The sequence below is a fragment of the Streptomyces sp. NBC_00102 genome, from assembly GCF_026343115.1.
Taxonomy (GTDB): domain Bacteria; phylum Actinomycetota; class Actinomycetes; order Streptomycetales; family Streptomycetaceae; genus Streptomyces.
Genome location: NZ_JAPEMC010000001.1, coordinates 4,555,862 through 4,569,035 on the forward strand (window position 1 = coordinate 4,555,862; position 13,174 = coordinate 4,569,035).

General features: G+C 72.0%; 15 protein-coding genes. 5 read left to right on the plus strand and 10 right to left on the minus strand.

Features of this window, described 5'->3' with window-relative positions:
• Nucleotides 1-12: 12 nt before the first annotated feature.
• The gene (locus tag OHA55_RS20415; protein WP_266708384.1) at nucleotides 13-798 is read right to left on the minus strand and encodes an alpha/beta hydrolase; all 786 of its coding nucleotides are present in this window, start codon (nucleotides 796-798) and stop codon (nucleotides 13-15) included.
• A 103-nt stretch (nucleotides 799-901) separates the two neighbouring features.
• Here OHA55_RS20415 and OHA55_RS20420 point away from each other — a divergent pair, with 103 nt between their 5' ends.
• Together OHA55_RS20420 and OHA55_RS20425 are read left to right on the plus strand one after the other, a co-directional pair.
• Nucleotides 902-2,056 carry an adenosine deaminase gene (locus OHA55_RS20420; RefSeq protein WP_266708386.1) on the plus strand — a complete coding sequence of 385 codons (1,155 nt, stop codon included), beginning with the start codon at nucleotides 902-904 and terminating at the stop codon, nucleotides 2,054-2,056.
• A gap of 134 nt (nucleotides 2,057-2,190) precedes the next feature.
• Nucleotides 2,191-2,490 (plus strand): hypothetical protein, encoded by a 300-nt coding sequence (locus OHA55_RS20425; protein WP_266708388.1) that lies wholly within the window; start codon nucleotides 2,191-2,193, stop codon nucleotides 2,488-2,490.
• A 115-nt stretch (nucleotides 2,491-2,605) separates the two neighbouring features.
• Here OHA55_RS20425 and OHA55_RS20430 read toward each other — a convergent pair whose 3' ends face one another.
• The 5 genes from OHA55_RS20430 to afsQ1 all read right to left on the minus strand — a co-directional run bounded on the left by OHA55_RS20430 (nucleotide 2,606) and on the right by afsQ1 (nucleotide 6,516).
• Nucleotides 2,606-2,821, minus strand: a complete 216-nt coding sequence (locus OHA55_RS20430) for a PspC domain-containing protein (RefSeq protein WP_266708390.1) — start codon at nucleotides 2,819-2,821, stop codon at nucleotides 2,606-2,608.
• Nucleotides 2,822-2,913: 92 nt separating this feature from the next.
• Complete coding sequence (locus tag OHA55_RS20435) at nucleotides 2,914-3,474, minus strand: VanZ family protein (RefSeq protein ID WP_266708392.1); 561 nt, start codon at nucleotides 3,472-3,474, stop codon at nucleotides 2,914-2,916.
• Nucleotides 3,475-3,632: 158 nt separating this feature from the next.
• Complete coding sequence (locus tag OHA55_RS20440; protein ID WP_266710840.1) at nucleotides 3,633-4,256, minus strand: hypothetical protein; 624 nt, start codon at nucleotides 4,254-4,256, stop codon at nucleotides 3,633-3,635.
• A 50-nt stretch (nucleotides 4,257-4,306) separates the two neighbouring features.
• Nucleotides 4,307-5,842 carry a HAMP domain-containing sensor histidine kinase gene (locus OHA55_RS20445; protein ID WP_266708394.1) on the minus strand — a complete coding sequence of 512 codons (1,536 nt, stop codon included), beginning with the start codon at nucleotides 5,840-5,842 and terminating at the stop codon, nucleotides 4,307-4,309.
• Nucleotides 5,839-6,516 (minus strand): two-component system response regulator AfsQ1, encoded by a 678-nt coding sequence (gene afsQ1 / locus OHA55_RS20450; protein ID WP_266708396.1) that lies wholly within the window; start codon nucleotides 6,514-6,516, stop codon nucleotides 5,839-5,841. Before afsQ1 ends, OHA55_RS20445 begins: the two co-directional genes overlap by 4 nt.
• Before the next feature lie 212 nt (nucleotides 6,517-6,728).
• Here afsQ1 and OHA55_RS20455 point away from each other — a divergent pair, with 212 nt between their 5' ends.
• Complete coding sequence (locus OHA55_RS20455; protein WP_266708398.1) at nucleotides 6,729-7,517, plus strand: SigE family RNA polymerase sigma factor; 789 nt, start codon at nucleotides 6,729-6,731, stop codon at nucleotides 7,515-7,517.
• 203 nt (nucleotides 7,518-7,720) lie between these two features.
• Here the strand turns inward: OHA55_RS20455 and OHA55_RS20460 are convergent, their stop codons facing one another.
• Nucleotides 7,721-8,362 carry a uridine kinase gene (locus tag OHA55_RS20460; RefSeq protein WP_266708400.1) on the minus strand — a complete coding sequence of 214 codons (642 nt, stop codon included), beginning with the start codon at nucleotides 8,360-8,362 and terminating at the stop codon, nucleotides 7,721-7,723.
• Between the two features lie 127 nt (nucleotides 8,363-8,489).
• On the opposite strand from OHA55_RS20460, the gene OHA55_RS20465 reads away from it, so the two are divergent.
• Nucleotides 8,490-8,906: a hypothetical protein gene (locus OHA55_RS20465; protein WP_266708402.1), complete on the plus strand. Its 417-nt coding sequence runs from the start codon at nucleotides 8,490-8,492 to the stop codon at nucleotides 8,904-8,906.
• A gap of 155 nt (nucleotides 8,907-9,061) precedes the next feature.
• Here the strand turns inward: OHA55_RS20465 and OHA55_RS20470 are convergent, their stop codons facing one another.
• The 3 genes from OHA55_RS20470 to deoC are packed head-to-tail and all read right to left on the minus strand — an operon-like array spanning nucleotide 9,062 to nucleotide 12,376.
• A complete protein-coding gene (locus tag OHA55_RS20470) occupies nucleotides 9,062-9,994 on the minus strand; it encodes an aldehyde dehydrogenase family protein (RefSeq protein ID WP_266708404.1) in 933 nt (310 codons plus the stop codon).
• Nucleotides 9,987-11,423, minus strand: coding sequence for an aldehyde dehydrogenase family protein (locus OHA55_RS20475; RefSeq protein ID WP_266708406.1), 1,437 nt, complete (start codon nucleotides 11,421-11,423; stop codon nucleotides 9,987-9,989). The genes OHA55_RS20470 and OHA55_RS20475 overlap by 8 nt, the downstream gene beginning before the upstream one ends.
• 5 nt (nucleotides 11,424-11,428) lie before the next feature.
• Nucleotides 11,429-12,376, minus strand: coding sequence for a deoxyribose-phosphate aldolase (deoC, locus tag OHA55_RS20480; RefSeq protein WP_266710842.1), 948 nt, complete (start codon nucleotides 12,374-12,376; stop codon nucleotides 11,429-11,431).
• A gap of 143 nt (nucleotides 12,377-12,519) precedes the next feature.
• Here deoC and OHA55_RS20485 point away from each other — a divergent pair, with 143 nt between their 5' ends.
• Complete coding sequence (locus tag OHA55_RS20485) at nucleotides 12,520-13,164, plus strand: PH domain-containing protein (protein ID WP_266708408.1); 645 nt, start codon at nucleotides 12,520-12,522, stop codon at nucleotides 13,162-13,164.
• Nucleotides 13,165-13,174: the final 10 nt, after the last annotated feature.

Here is a 13,174-nt window from a genome sequence, read left to right on the forward strand (position 1 = left end):
AGCCTTCGCACCTCAGTGCCGCAGCGACCGTCCGAAGCCGGCGGCGAGCGGCATCCGCAGCCCCAGCGGCGGGGGTGCGGCCAGCGCGTCGGCGACCGGCCGGGCGTAGGAGCGGTCGAAGAGCGAGCCCTGGACGAAGTCGGAGGCCAGCGCGACCACTTCGGCCCGGTGCTGGCGCAGCGAGTGCCCGTCCGAGTGGACCTCGAAGCGGCAGATGTCCCGGTTGGCCTTCTTGGCGCGGGAGGCCAGCCGGAAGGAGAGCTCGGGGTCGGTGCGGGCGTCGTTGGTGCCGTGCACGATGAGCACCCGGCGCCCCGCGAGCTGCTTCACCGGCTCGGCCGCCGTCTCCGGCCCCGTACGCGCGGGGGGACCGGCCTGCCCCGGCAGCCAGGGGGCCATCGCCAGGACGGCGGAGACCGCGGGGTGCCCGGCGGCCCGCAGGGCGGCCCGGCCGCCCATGCCGTGGCCGAGGAGGCAGACCGGCACGTCGCCGTAGCGGCGCACCACCTCGTCCGCGGCCCACTCGGCGTCCGCCGCCGGGTCGTCGTCCCCGGCGTTCCAGCCGCGGTGGCGGTAGTGCACGACGTGCGCGGTCAGCCCGTCCTCGCGGCCGGCTCTCGCCAGGGCGCGGGCGAACGGGAGCTGGCCGGCGTAGGTGAAGGGGGACGGCCGGCGGTGGGACTCGACGGCTCCGTCGGGGAGCAGCAGGACGACGCCACCGACCTCCGGGGAGGTTCCCGCGGCCCGGACGGGCCGTCCGAGCCGGGCGGTGGGCAGGGGAAGCGCGCGCGTTGCCATGACAGAACATTCTCAGAAGCCCGGGTGTACTCCACCTGTCCGCACGGTCTCTGTTACGTATCTTCACTCGGCGATCTACGCGCGTAGGTATTAGAGTGCGCAGATGATGAGCCAGCTCCGCGCCGTCCCTGACGCCGAACAGATCCGCCGCGCCCCGAAGGTGCTCCTCCACGACCACCTCGACGGGGGGCTGCGCCCCGGAACCATCGTCGAACTCGCCCTGGCACAGGGGTACGAGGACCTCCCGGAGACCGACCCCGCGAAGCTGGGCACCTGGTTCCGCGAGGCGGCCGACTCCGGTTCGCTGGAGCGCTACCTGGAGACCTTCGCCCACACCTGCGCCGTCATGCAGACCCGTGAGGCGCTCTTCCGGGTCGCCTCCGAGTGCGCCCAGGACCTCGCCGAGGACGGCGTCGTCTACGCCGAGGTGCGGTACGCCCCCGAGCAGCACCTGACCGGCGGGCTCACCCTCGAAGAGGTCGTGGAGGCGGTCAACGACGGCTTCCGCGAAGGGGAGCGGCTGGCCCGCGAGGCGGGCCGGCGCATCCGGGTGGGCGCGCTGCTCACCGCGATGCGGCATGCGGCCCGTTCGCTGGAGATCGCCGAACTCGCCAACCGCTACCGGGACTCCGGGGTCGTGGGCTTCGACATCGCGGGCGCCGAGGCCGGCTTCCCTCCCACCCGCCACCTCGACGCCTTCGAGTACCTCAAGCGGGAGAACAACCACTTCACCATCCACGCGGGCGAGGCGTTCGGCCTCCCGTCGATCTGGCAGGCCCTCCAGTGGTGCGGCGCGGACCGGCTCGGCCACGGGGTCCGGATCATCGACGACATCGAGGTCGCCGAGGACGGCTCGGTCAAGCTCGGCCGCCTCGCGAGTTACGTCCGCGACAAGCGCATCCCGCTGGAGCTCTGCCCCACCTCGAACCTCCAGACCGGTGCCGCCGCCTCCTACGCGGAGCATCCGATCGGGCTGCTGCGTACCCTGCACTTCCGCGCCACGGTCAACACCGACAATCGCCTGATGAGTGGGACCAGCATGAGCCAGGAATTCGAGCGACTGACCGAGACATTCGGATACACGCTCGACGACATGCAGTGGTTCACCGTCAATGCGATGAAATCAGCATTCATTCCTTTCGATGAACGTCTCGCGATGATCAACGACGTGGTCAAGCCGGGATACGCCGAACTGAAGTCCGCATGGCTGTTCAGTCAGACCGCTGCGACCAGCGTCTCCTCGCTCGAACAGAACTGAACACGCATGTCCCGAAAGGGGCCGGGGAACACATTTCCCGGCCCTTTTCAGCGTGTCGCGCCATTTGCGGAGCGGGGAGCGGGGTGGCTAGTTTGCAGAGCCGCTCGCATCCCCTTTCCCCAAGGATGAATGTCATGAAGCTCTACTCCGCCCGCATTCTCGGTGTCGCCGCTCTCGGTGCCGCTTTCGCCGCTGCCGCCGCCGGCACCGCGTCCGCCGCCCCGGCGCTGCCGCTCGACACGGGCTCCGCCCTGCCCGTCTCCACCGACGCGCTGGCGAACCTCGGCCAGACCGCCTCGACCCTCCCGGTCAAGGAGACCACCGGCAGCCTCCTCGGCGGCAAGGCCACCGACGCCGCCAAGCCGGTCACCCAGCTGCTCGGCGGTCTGCCGACCAAGGGCCTGACCGCGAACGGCCTCCCGATCGGCGGCTGACCCCGCGCCCGCGAGGGCCGAGCACGCACGTGGGGCACCCGGCCTGACAGGCCGGGTGCCCCACGTGCGTGCTCGGTGCCGCTGCCGTAAAAGCTGTTCCCCCGTCGAACCCGCGTCACCAGGCCGTCGCGGACGTGGTGCCCGACGGGGACTTCTCCCCGGGCAGCAGGATCCACAGCGCCAGGTAGAGCAGGAACTGCGGACCGGGCAGCAGGCACGAGACGAGGAAGATGACGCGCATGGTCGTCGCGGAGGTGCCGAAGCGCTGTGCCAGCGCCGCGCAGACTCCACCGATCATGCGTCCGTCCCGGGGGCGGATCAATCCGGCCATGGTGGGCTCCTTGGTGAGACCGTCTGGGGAGCAGCCGCCGCGGCGCTCCCGATGTATCCATGGTCGCTCCGCCCCCGCACCGAAGCCTCCCTCTACGGTGCGACCCCGACCCTGGTAATCGTCGGGGTGGCGCCCTGAGGGGTCCCGCCGTCCGCCGGCTCCGCGCCCTGCGACCCGACGGTTGCGGGGCGCGTGCGCCGCTGCCGCAGCCGGGCCCGTACGAACGGCACCACCAGCAGATGCGTCAGCAGCACCCCGGCCGTGTTCAGCAGCAGCGAGTCGATGTCGACCACCTGCCCGGGCACCCCGGTCTGCCCCAGCTCGATGGCGAGGGATATCAGCGCGCCCGCGGCGGTCGTACGGATCAGGGACGCCCACGGAGAGACGGTCAGCCGTGCGTCGGCCATCGGCAGCAGGAACCCGAGCGGCGCCAGCAACAGCAGTCCCGCGCCGATGCGCCGCACCGCCGCCGCCGGGCCGAGCGCGAGGTCGGCCTTGATGCCGTCCAGCGGCGTGAAGTTCGCGGCGGTGATCCAGGGGACGTCCAGGGGGCGCAGCGTCAGCCACCCGACGACCGCGAGATGCGCGAGGAGAAGCGTGAACCCCACCACGCGGAACAGGGTGACGGCCTTACCGCCGGGACCTTGACGCACGCCCCCCTAGACGTCCCGCCACGAGGGAACGGTTCCGGGCAAACGGCGGGAAGTGGCGCAGACCACGGAACGCGCGCCCCCGGCACGCCCCACCCGTCCCGCACCTCCCGGCGTTCCCACCGGCCTCAGGGCGCCGCCGGGACGCGCCACCGGCGTACTCACCGGGCGGAGGCGGAGGGGGAGGGCGTGCTCAGGGTCGGTACGTTCTGCGGCCGGGCCTTCGTCTCCTCGGTGCAGAGGTACCCCCGGGGGGCGTAGTCGTCGCTCGGGCCCCCGAGCAGCACCCCGCCGTCGGTGACGAGGGTGCTCTCCTCCGCGTACGTGCACACCACCTGGGCCAGCGCCTCGGCGGACAGGTCCTCCGGCTGGGCGCTCAGCCGCAGCGTGCCGGCCGGATCGCCCTCGGAGCCCTCCCCGACGGTCAGGTCCGAGGGGACCGCGGTGGTGAAACCGGCCCGTCGCTCGACCGCCAGCGGCGTCTGCCGGATCTGCGCCAGCAGCGCCCGCGCCATCCCCAGACGGCCACCGAGCCGGTCGCCGTCATCGATCGTCCGGTCGGCCGCCACCAGCTCGGACGCGCAGACCAGGTACACCCGTACCCGGTCGTCGGCCGTCCGCGCCCCGGAGTCCGAACCGGCGGTGCGGCACGGCACCCGGGAGGGCGCCGCACCCGCGTCGACCGGCACCGAGGTGGACCGGATGCCGCACCCCGCCAGTGCGCCGGCCGCCACGACGAGGAGCAGCGCGGCGAGCGGGCGCCGCACGCCTTCCCGGCGCGGCAGGTCTCCCTGGCGCCGTACGCCTTCCCGCGTCACGCGGCCCGTGCGCCGCCTCACGACTCCTCGCCGTCCGTGCCGTCGCCGGCACCGTTCACGTCGTTCGTGACACTCTCGTCCTCGGCGTCGCGGGGGAGCCGCAGGACGAAGACCGCGCCGTCCCCGTCGGGGGAGTTGGCCGCGGAGATGGTGCCGCCGTGGATGAGCGCGTTCTCCATGGCGATCGACAGCCCGAGGCCGCTGCCCTCGGAGCGAGGACGGGACGCGCTCGCCTTGTAGAACCGGTCGAAGACGTGCGGCAGCACGTCCGCGGGAATCCCCGGCCCGTGATCGCGTACCTCGATGACCAGTTCCTCGCCCTCGGTGCGTACACGCACCCGCACCGGTGAACCACCGTGCTTGAGCGCGTTGCCGATCAGATTCGCCAGGATCACGTCGAGCCGCCGCGGGTCGAGCCGCACCATCATGCCGCGCTCCGCGTCCAGTTCCACCGCGTCCAGCCAGGCCCGGGCGTCGATGCAGGCGGTGACCTGGTCGGCGACGTCCACCGTGTCCAGGACCAGCCGGGCCGTGCCCGCGTCGAAGCGGGTGACCTCCATGAGGTTCTCCACCAGGTCGTTCAGCCGCCGGGTCTCGCTCACCACCAGATGCACGGCGGGCGCGATCATCGGGTCCAGGTTGTCGGCCTCGTCCTCCAGCACCTCCGCCACGGCGGTGATCGCGGTGAGCGGGGTGCGCAGTTCGTGCGACATGTCGGCGACGAACCTGCGGGAGGACTCCTCCCGCGCGCTCATGTCGGCGACCTTCTTCTCCAGCGAACCGGCCGCCCTGTTGAACGTACGGGAGAGCTCGGCGAGTTCGTCCGTACCGGAGACCACGAGGCGGGTGTCGAGTTTCCCCTCGCCCAGCTTGCGCGCCGCCTCGCCGAGCCGCTGCACCGGCCGCAGCACGGTCGTCGCCGCCGCCTGCGCGAGCAGCGCCGCGCCGATCAGCGCCAGCGTGGTGGCGATACCCAGCGACCAGGCCAGCGAGTTGAGGTCCTGGCGCTCCTGGTCGAGGGACTTCAGCATGTAGCCGGTCGGGCCACCGCCGATGATCCGCGTCCCGGCCACCAGGTACGGGGTGCCGTCGATGCTCGTACGCTGCCAGAACAGGTGGTACTCGTCGCTGTTGCCCGAGGTCAGCCGCTGCTGCGCGGTCACCTGACGCTCCAGCTGGTCCGGCACGTCCACCTTGGTGAAGGAGTCCAGGTCCGAGTAGCCGACGATCGGCTTCCCGCCGTCGCGTTCGTCCTCCAGCAGCACCGCGTAACCCGGCCCGCTGTCCGCCATCTGCACGGCGGCGGACTGGAGATCGTCCTTGGTCGGCTGCAACGGCAGCGACGCGGCCCGGTTCTGCATCTGCCGCCGGAAGTCCCCGAGCGCCGCGTCCTGAGTACGCGTCAGCACCGCCTCGCGGTTCAGCCAGTACGCGATCCCCGACGCGGACACCGCCGCCGTCAGGGCCACCAGGCCGAACACCACGACCAGTCGCAGCCGCAGGCTGCTCCAGCGGAGTCCCGCACGGACCCCGCGCCCGGCACGTCCACTCACTGAGGCGAGTCCAGCCGGTAGCCCACGCCCCGCACCGTACGGATCAGCGTCGGCGAGGACGGCACGTCCTCCACCTTCGCCCGGAGCCGCTGCACGCAGGCGTCCACGAGCCGCGAGTCACCGAGGTAGTCGTGTTCCCACACCAGCCGCAGCAACTGCTGCCGGGACAGGGCCTGTCCGGGCCTGCGGCTCAGCTCCAGCAGCAGCCGCAGCTCGGTCGGGGTCAGCTGGAGGTCGGCCCCGTCCTTGGTGACCGTCATGGCGGAACGGTCGATGACCACGTTCCCGAAGGTCGCCGAGTCCGTCGACTCCCGTTCCCCGCGCCGGAGTACCGCGCGGATGCGCGCGTCCAGCACCCGGCCCTGCACGGGCTTCACCACGTAGTCGTCGGCACCCGACTCCAGACCCACCACGACGTCGATGTCGTCGCTGCGCGCGGTCAGCAGGATGATCGGCAGCTGGTCGGTGCGGCGGATGCGCCGGCATACCTCGAAACCGTCGATGCCCGGCAGCATCACGTCGAGCACGACCAGGTCGGGCCGCTGCTCCCGGAGAAGGTTCAGGCCGTCCTCTCCCGTCGCCGCGGTGGCCACTCGGTGGCCCTGGCGTGACAGCGAGAGTTCGAGGGCCGTGCGGATGGCGTCGTCGTCCTCGATCAGCAACAGGAAAGGCACGGACGCCATTCTGTCCCATGGGGTGCCCCAGTTCGACCGCCGGGAGGCACTTCCTGTGCGTGAGCGGCCCCGGACGCTGCGCAGTTGTGGCGGTTACGACCCCACGAGGCCTGTGACAGCTCTGTGACAGTCGGCGGACAACGGCGTGAAACTGCCCGGCCAGACTCAAGGGCACACGGTTCGAACGGACTCCACCGACGGGGAGGCGCACGATGAACGCACTGCAACTGCAACGCACCGGCTCAAGCGCGGTTGTCACGCGTCTCCACGACATCGGACGGGGTCCGGAGAAGTCCGGTGCGGTGAACGCACGGGGGTGCGTTCGCGGCACCGGGCGTCAGCATCCGGCCACGACGGCGGCTGCCGATGTCACGGGGGACGAACCGGGCACGTACGGGGGAACGTACGGGGGACACGGGGGAAGCGCGTACGGGGAGGGCATCACGGGGGAGCGGACGCCCCGGACGGAGACCGAGGACGCCGAAGCGGCGTTCACGGCCTACGTCCAGGAGCGCCGCGCCTCCCTGTACGCGACCGCCTACCACCTGACCGGCGACCGGTTCGAGGCCGAGGACCTGCTGCAGAGCGCCCTCTTCTCGACCTACCGGGCGTGGGACAGGATCAGCGACAAGGCGGCCGTCGGCGGCTACCTGCGCCGCACGATGACCAACCTGCACATCAGCGCCTGGCGCCGGCGCAAGCTCAACGAGTACCCGACCGAGGAACTGCCGGAGACGGTCGGCGACTCGGACGCGATGCGCGGCACGGAACTGCGCGCGGTGCTCTGGCAGGCGCTCGCCAGGCTGCCCGAACTCCAGCGCACCATGCTGGTCCTGCGCTACTACGAGGGGCGCACCGACCCGGAGATCGCGGCCATACTCGACATCAGTGTCGGCACGGTGAAGTCCAGCATCTGGCGGTCGCTCCGCCGGCTGCGCGAGGACGAGGTCCTCAGCTTCGGACGTGACGAGAAGGAGTCCTTCGGCGAGCTGGTGGCCTGAGGGCAGGGGGAAACGGGGGAACGACGGGGCCCGCCGCTCCGGGGGGAAACGGCGGGCAACGGGGTACGGGGGGAACGGGGGAAATACGGAGCTCGCCGCTCCGGGGGGAAGCGGCGGGCGACGGGGGAACGGCGGGGTCGTACGGGCCGGGGGGCCTGTACGACCCCGTTCGTCGTTCCCGCCGGTCCGCCGCCGAGGACTCCCTACGCCGCGCCGCTTCCCGCCGGAGTGCGGCGGCAACGGCCCGCCGCCGCGGCGGCCAGGCGGCCGAGCGCCTCCTCCTTGCCGCACGGGTGGGCGCCGAGTGCCGCCTGACGGGCCACGATCCGGCGCTCCGCCCGCATCAGCCGCCAGCCGCGCCGCAGCAGGAACGGCACCGACTTGCGGCCCTCGCGCAGATCCCGCAGCAGCCGCCTGCGGAACGTCGTCGAAGGGCGCCCGCGCAGACAGATCGCGTCCGCGAGCAGCCCCAGCTCCTGGCAGCGCCCGACGATGTCCGCGGCGAAGATGCCCTCGGCCACGAAGAGCGGCGAGCGCTCGATGTGCAGCACCTCGGCCCCCGTACGGGAGCTGGTGGCGAGGTCATACACCGGTACCCGCGTGCGGCCGGTGCGGCAGAGGTCCGCGACGGCGGCGACCGCCGCCTCCGTGTCCCAGGACGCCGGGGAGTCCCAGTCGATGTCCGTGCTGCCGGTGACCAAGGGCAGGGTCGGGTCGTTGCCCTCCTTGTAGAAGTCGTCCAGCCGCAGCACCGGGAGACCGGTGAGGGCGGCGAGGGAGGACTTACCGGAGCCGGAGGGTCCTGTCAGCAGGACGACGCGCGTCGGGATCGGTTGGGAACTCACAGAACAAAAGTGTGAGGCATGACCCGGGCAGGGGACCCCCGGGAGGTCCTGTTGGTATCGAGCATCACATCTCCACTACTCTGCGCGCACGTACGACTACCGAGACGAAGTCGATCAGGTGGGAAAAATGGCACGTCATGCACGATCCAAGCCCTCGCGGCACGTCCTGCTGCGCGCCGGGCTGACCGTCGGCGCACTGGGCGCCGCCCTCGGCGCGGGCACCGCGTCCGCGCAGGCGGCCGCGCCCCCGGCCGTGACCGAGGCCGGTGACAGCGCCGAGGCGGCCGTGTCGGCGGTGACCGACGCCGCGCTGCCCGCGCTGACCGGCGCGCTGTCGAACAGCCTCGCCCCCGTCACCGCGCTCCAGCTCGACCCGCTCGCCAAGACCGGGACGGACCCGCTGGACAATGCCGTCGGCACGCAGGTCGCCGACTTCAAGCCGGTCTCCACCGCCCTGGTCACCGACCACCTCACGGACGGCGGCGCGCTCCGCGACCTGCCCCTGATCGGTCCGGTCACGGGGCTGATCACCGGCGCGCACTGACCACGTACGCGCGACGGCGGGCCGTGGCACACCGGCGGGGGCCGGTCCTCGCGCATCCGTGAGGACCGGCCCCCGCCGTGCGGACCCCGTACGTGCGCCTGTGCGTGTGCCCGTGGGTGCGTGTGCGTGTGGGTGCCTGTGCGTGTGGGGCGGCGTCAGTAGGACGACCCGGAGACGCCCAGCGCCCCCGTGGGGTGCCAGACCGTCTTGGTCTCCAGGAACGCCGTCAGACGGTGCGTACCCGGGTCGGCGGTCCAGTCGGGCTCCGCGTTGCCGTCCACAGGCTGTGGACGCAGGACGCGCTTCAGGTTGTCGGCGGCCGCGATCTCCAGCTCCTTCGCCAGCGCCGCGTCCGCGCCGGTGAGGTCGATGGCGTTGACGTCCTGGTGGGCGGCGAGCGGGGCCGCCAGCTCGGCGGTGGCACCGGAGAGCAGGTTCACCACGCCGCCCGGTACGTCCGAGGTGGCCAGCACCTCGCCCAGCGAGAGCGCGGGCAGCGGGGCGTCGGCGGAGGCGACCACCACGGCCGTGTTGCCCGTCGCGATCACCGGGGCGAGCACCGAGACCAGCCCGAGGAACGACGAGCGCTGCGGCGCCAGCACCGCGACCACACCGGTCGGCTCCGGCGTCGACAGGTTGAAGAAGGGGCCCGCGACCGGGTTGGCCCCGCCCACGACCTGGCCGATCTTGTCGGTCCAGCCCGCGTACCAGACCCAGCGGTCCACCGCCGCGTCCACCGCGGCCGCGGCCTTGGACTTCGACAGCCCCTCGGCGTCCGCCACTTCGCGGACGAACTGCTCCCGGCGGCCCTCCAGTATCTCGGCGACGCGGTAGAGGACCTGGCCGCGGTTGTACGCGGTCGCGCCGGACCAGCCGCCGAAGGCCTTGCGGGCCGCGACGACCGCGTCCCGCGCGTCCTTGCGGGACGACTGGGGGGCGTTCGCCAGCCACGTGCCCTTGGAGTCGGTCACCTCGTACACCCGGCCGCTCTCGGAACGGGGGAACTTGCCCCCGACGTACAGCTTGTAGGTCTTGAAGACGCTCAGGCGCCGCGGTGCGGAGCCGTTGGTCGATCCGTGCTCAGACATCGAGGTACGCCTCCAGGCCGTGGCGGCCGCCCTCGCGGCCGTAGCCCGACTCCTTGTACCCGCCGAACGGCGAGGTGGGGTCGAACTTGTTGAACGTGTTGGCCCAGACGACGCCCGCCCGGAGCTTGTTCGCCACCGCGAGGATGCGGGAGCCCTTCTCCGTCCAGATGCCCGCCGACAGGCCGTACTGGGTGTTGTTGGCCTTCGCGACGGCCTCGTCGGGGGTGCGGAAGGTCAGCACGGAGAGCACCGGGCCGAAGATCTCGTCCCGGGCGACCGTGTGGGCCTGGGTGACACCGGTGAAGAGCGTCGGGGCGAACCAGTAGCCCGAGGAGGGCAGTTCGCACGGGGCGGTCCAGCGCTCGGCGCCCTCCGCCTCGCCCGTGTCGGCCAGCGCGGTGATCCGGGAGAGCTGCTCCGCGGAGTTGATCGCGCCGATGTCGGTGTTCTTGTCCAGGGGGTCGCCGAGGCGCAGCGTGGACAGCCGCCGCTTCAGCGCGTCCAGCACCTCGTCGTGCACCGACTCCTGCACCAGGAGGCGGGAGCCCGCGCAGCAGACCTGGCCCTGGTTGAAGAAGATGCCGGTGACGATCCCCTCGACCGCCTGGTCGACCGGGGCGTCGTCGAAGACGATGTTGGCGCCCTTGCCGCCCAGTTCCAGGGTGACCTTCTTGTCCGTCCCCGCGACCTGCCGGGCGATGGCCTTGCCCACGGCGGTCGAACCGGTGAAGGCGACCTTGTTCACGTCCGGGTGCGCGACCAGGGCCGCGCCCGCGTCGCCGTACCCCGTGAGGATGTTGACGACGCCCTTCGGCAGACCCGCCTGGCGGCAGATGTCCGCGAAGAACAGGGCGGAGAGCGGGGTCGTCTCGGCGGGCTTGAGGACCACCGTGTTGCCCGCGGCGAGGGCCGGGGCGATCTTCCACGCCAGCATCAGCAGCGGGAAGTTCCACGGGATGACCTGGCCGGCCACGCCCAGCGGACGCGGGTTCGCGCCGAAACCGGCGTGGTCGAGCTTGTCGGCCCAGCCCGCGTAGTAGAAGAAGTGCGCCGCGACGAGCGGGAGGTCCGCGTCGCGGGTCTCCCGGATCGGCTTGCCGTTGTCCAGCGTCTCCAGGACCGCCAGCTCACGGCTGCGCTCCTGGACGATCCGGGCGATCCGGAAGAGGTACTTGGCGCGCTCGGAGCCCGGCAGCGCCGACCACTTCTCGAACGCCTTCCTGGCCGCCCGGACCGCGCGGTCCACGTCCGCCTCGCCCGCGCGGGCGACCTCGGAGAGGACCTCCTCGCTGCTCGGCGAGACGGTCTTGAACACCTTGCCGTCGGCGGCCTCGGTGAACTCGCCGTCGATGAACAGGCCGTACGAGGGCGCGATGTCGACGACCGACCGCGACTCGGGGGCGGGCGCGTACTCGAATGCAGATGCCATGGGGATCAGTCCACCGTCACGTAATCGGGGCCGGAGTAACGGCCTGTGCTGAGCTTCTGGCGCTGCATCAGCAGGTCGTTCAGCAGGCCGGAGGCGCCGAACCGGAACCAGTGGTTGTCCAGCCAGTCCTCGCCCGCGGTCTCGTTGACCAGGACCAGGAACTTGACCGCGTCCTTGGTCGTACGGATGCCGCCCGCGGGCTTCACCCCGACCTGGACACCGGTCTGGAGACGGAAGTCGCGGACGGCCTCCAGCATCAGCAGGGTGTTCGCGGGGGTGGCGTTGGTCGCGACCTTGCCGGTCGACGTCTTGATGAAGTCGGCACCGGCCAGCATCCCGAGCCAGGAGGCGCGGCGGATGTTGTCGTACGTGGAGAGCTCGCCGGTCTCGAAGATGACCTTGAGACGGGCGGTGCCGCACTCGGCCTTCACGGCCGTGATCTCCTCGTACACCTTGAGGTAGTGGCCGGCCAGGAACGCGCCCCGGTCGATCACCATGTCGATCTCGTCGGCCCCGGCCGCCACCGCGTCGCGGACGTCCGCGAGTTTGACGGGGAGCGCCGCGCGGCCGGCCGGGAAGGCCGTCGCCACGGACGCCACCTTCACGTCGGAGCCGGCCAGCGCGGCGACGGCGGTCGCCGCCATGTCGGGGTAGACGCAGACCGCGGCGGTACGCGGGGTCGTCCGGTCGGTCGGGTCGGGATGCAGGGCCTTGGCGCACAGCGCCCGGACCTTGCCCGGGGTGTCCGCGCCTTCCAGCGTCGTCAGGTCGATCATCGAGATGGCGAGATCGATGGCGTACGCCTTGGCCGTCGTCTTGATCGACCGGGTGCCGAGCGAGGCGGCGCGCGCTTCCAGGCCGACGGCGTCGACGCCGGGCAGCCCGTGCAGGAAGCGGCGCAACGCACCGTCGGACGCGGTCGCGCCGGAGAATGCGGGTGCAGTGGTGGGCATGGTCACCAGAGGAGCATATCTACGCGCGTAGCAGCCTGTACAGGGGGGTGCGGCCCGTCACACACTCCGCGCGGGAGCCCCGTGCGCCGGGGTGGCACCCGGCCGCTCCGCATCCCGCCCCCGGCGTCAGGCACAATCGGGCCATGACGAGCTCCACGCCTTCCGACGAACCCACCTACGCCGACCGGACCTACCGGTCCGGTGCCTCCATGGTGGCCGGCGTACTCCTGCTCCTGCTGATCGCCTGGTTGGTGATCGACGCGCTCTTCACCGGCGCCGGGCGCGCCCCGTGGCAGGCGCTCGCCGCGGGGGTGTTCCTGGTCCCGCTGGTCGTCGCCCTCACCCTGCGGCCGGCCGTGATGGCCGGAGCGCGCCGCGTCCTGGTCCGCAACCCGTTCCGCACGATCCGGCTGCCGTGGTCGGAGGTGGAGGGTCTCCGCGCCGCGTACTCGACCGAGCTGTCCACCACGGGCGGCGCGAAGTACCAGGTGTGGGCGCTGCCCGTATCGCTGCGCGACCGGAAGCGGGCGCTGCGCCAGACGTCGGCCGCGCTGCGCGAGGGCCAGGGCGCCCAGGGCCACGTGCGTCCCGCGGCGGCGGACCAGGCGGTCTCGGAGCTGAGGCAGCTCGCCCAGGACGACGCCGAGCTGAGGGCGGCCGCCGAGGCACAGGGCGTGCCGGTGCCCGGCGCCCAGGAGGTGACCTCCTCGGTGCGCTGGGCCTGGGAGATCATCGTTCCCGCCGTCGTGGGCGCGATCGCCCTGGTGGTGCTGTTCGCCACCGCCTGACGATCGGCCG

Excerpts from the sequence above, each read along its gene's own strand:
- OHA55_RS20425 (WP_266708388.1), top strand. The coding sequence starts at position 2,191 with ATGAAGCTCTACTCCGCCCGCATTCTCGGTGTCGCCGCTCTCGGTGCC.
- OHA55_RS20420 (WP_266708386.1), top strand. The coding sequence starts at position 902 with ATGATGAGCCAGCTCCGCGCCGTCCCTGACGCCGAACAGATCCGCCGC.
- OHA55_RS20475 (WP_266708406.1), bottom strand. The coding sequence starts at position 11,423 with ATGGCATCTGCATTCGAGTACGCGCCCGCCCCCGAGTCGCGGTCGGTC.
- OHA55_RS20430 (WP_266708390.1), bottom strand. The coding sequence starts at position 2,821 with ATGGCCGGATTGATCCGCCCCCGGGACGGACGCATGATCGGTGGAGTC.
- OHA55_RS20470 (WP_266708404.1), bottom strand. The coding sequence starts at position 9,994 with ATGTCTGAGCACGGATCGACCAACGGCTCCGCACCGCGGCGCCTGAGC.
- OHA55_RS20485 (WP_266708408.1), top strand. The coding sequence starts at position 12,520 with ATGACGAGCTCCACGCCTTCCGACGAACCCACCTACGCCGACCGGACC.
- OHA55_RS20415 (WP_266708384.1), bottom strand. The coding sequence starts at position 798 with ATGGCAACGCGCGCGCTTCCCCTGCCCACCGCCCGGCTCGGACGGCCC.
- deoC (WP_266710842.1), bottom strand. The coding sequence starts at position 12,376 with ATGCCCACCACTGCACCCGCATTCTCCGGCGCGACCGCGTCCGACGGT.
- OHA55_RS20465 (WP_266708402.1), top strand. The coding sequence starts at position 8,490 with ATGGCACGTCATGCACGATCCAAGCCCTCGCGGCACGTCCTGCTGCGC.
- OHA55_RS20455 (WP_266708398.1), top strand. The coding sequence starts at position 6,729 with ATGAACGCACTGCAACTGCAACGCACCGGCTCAAGCGCGGTTGTCACG.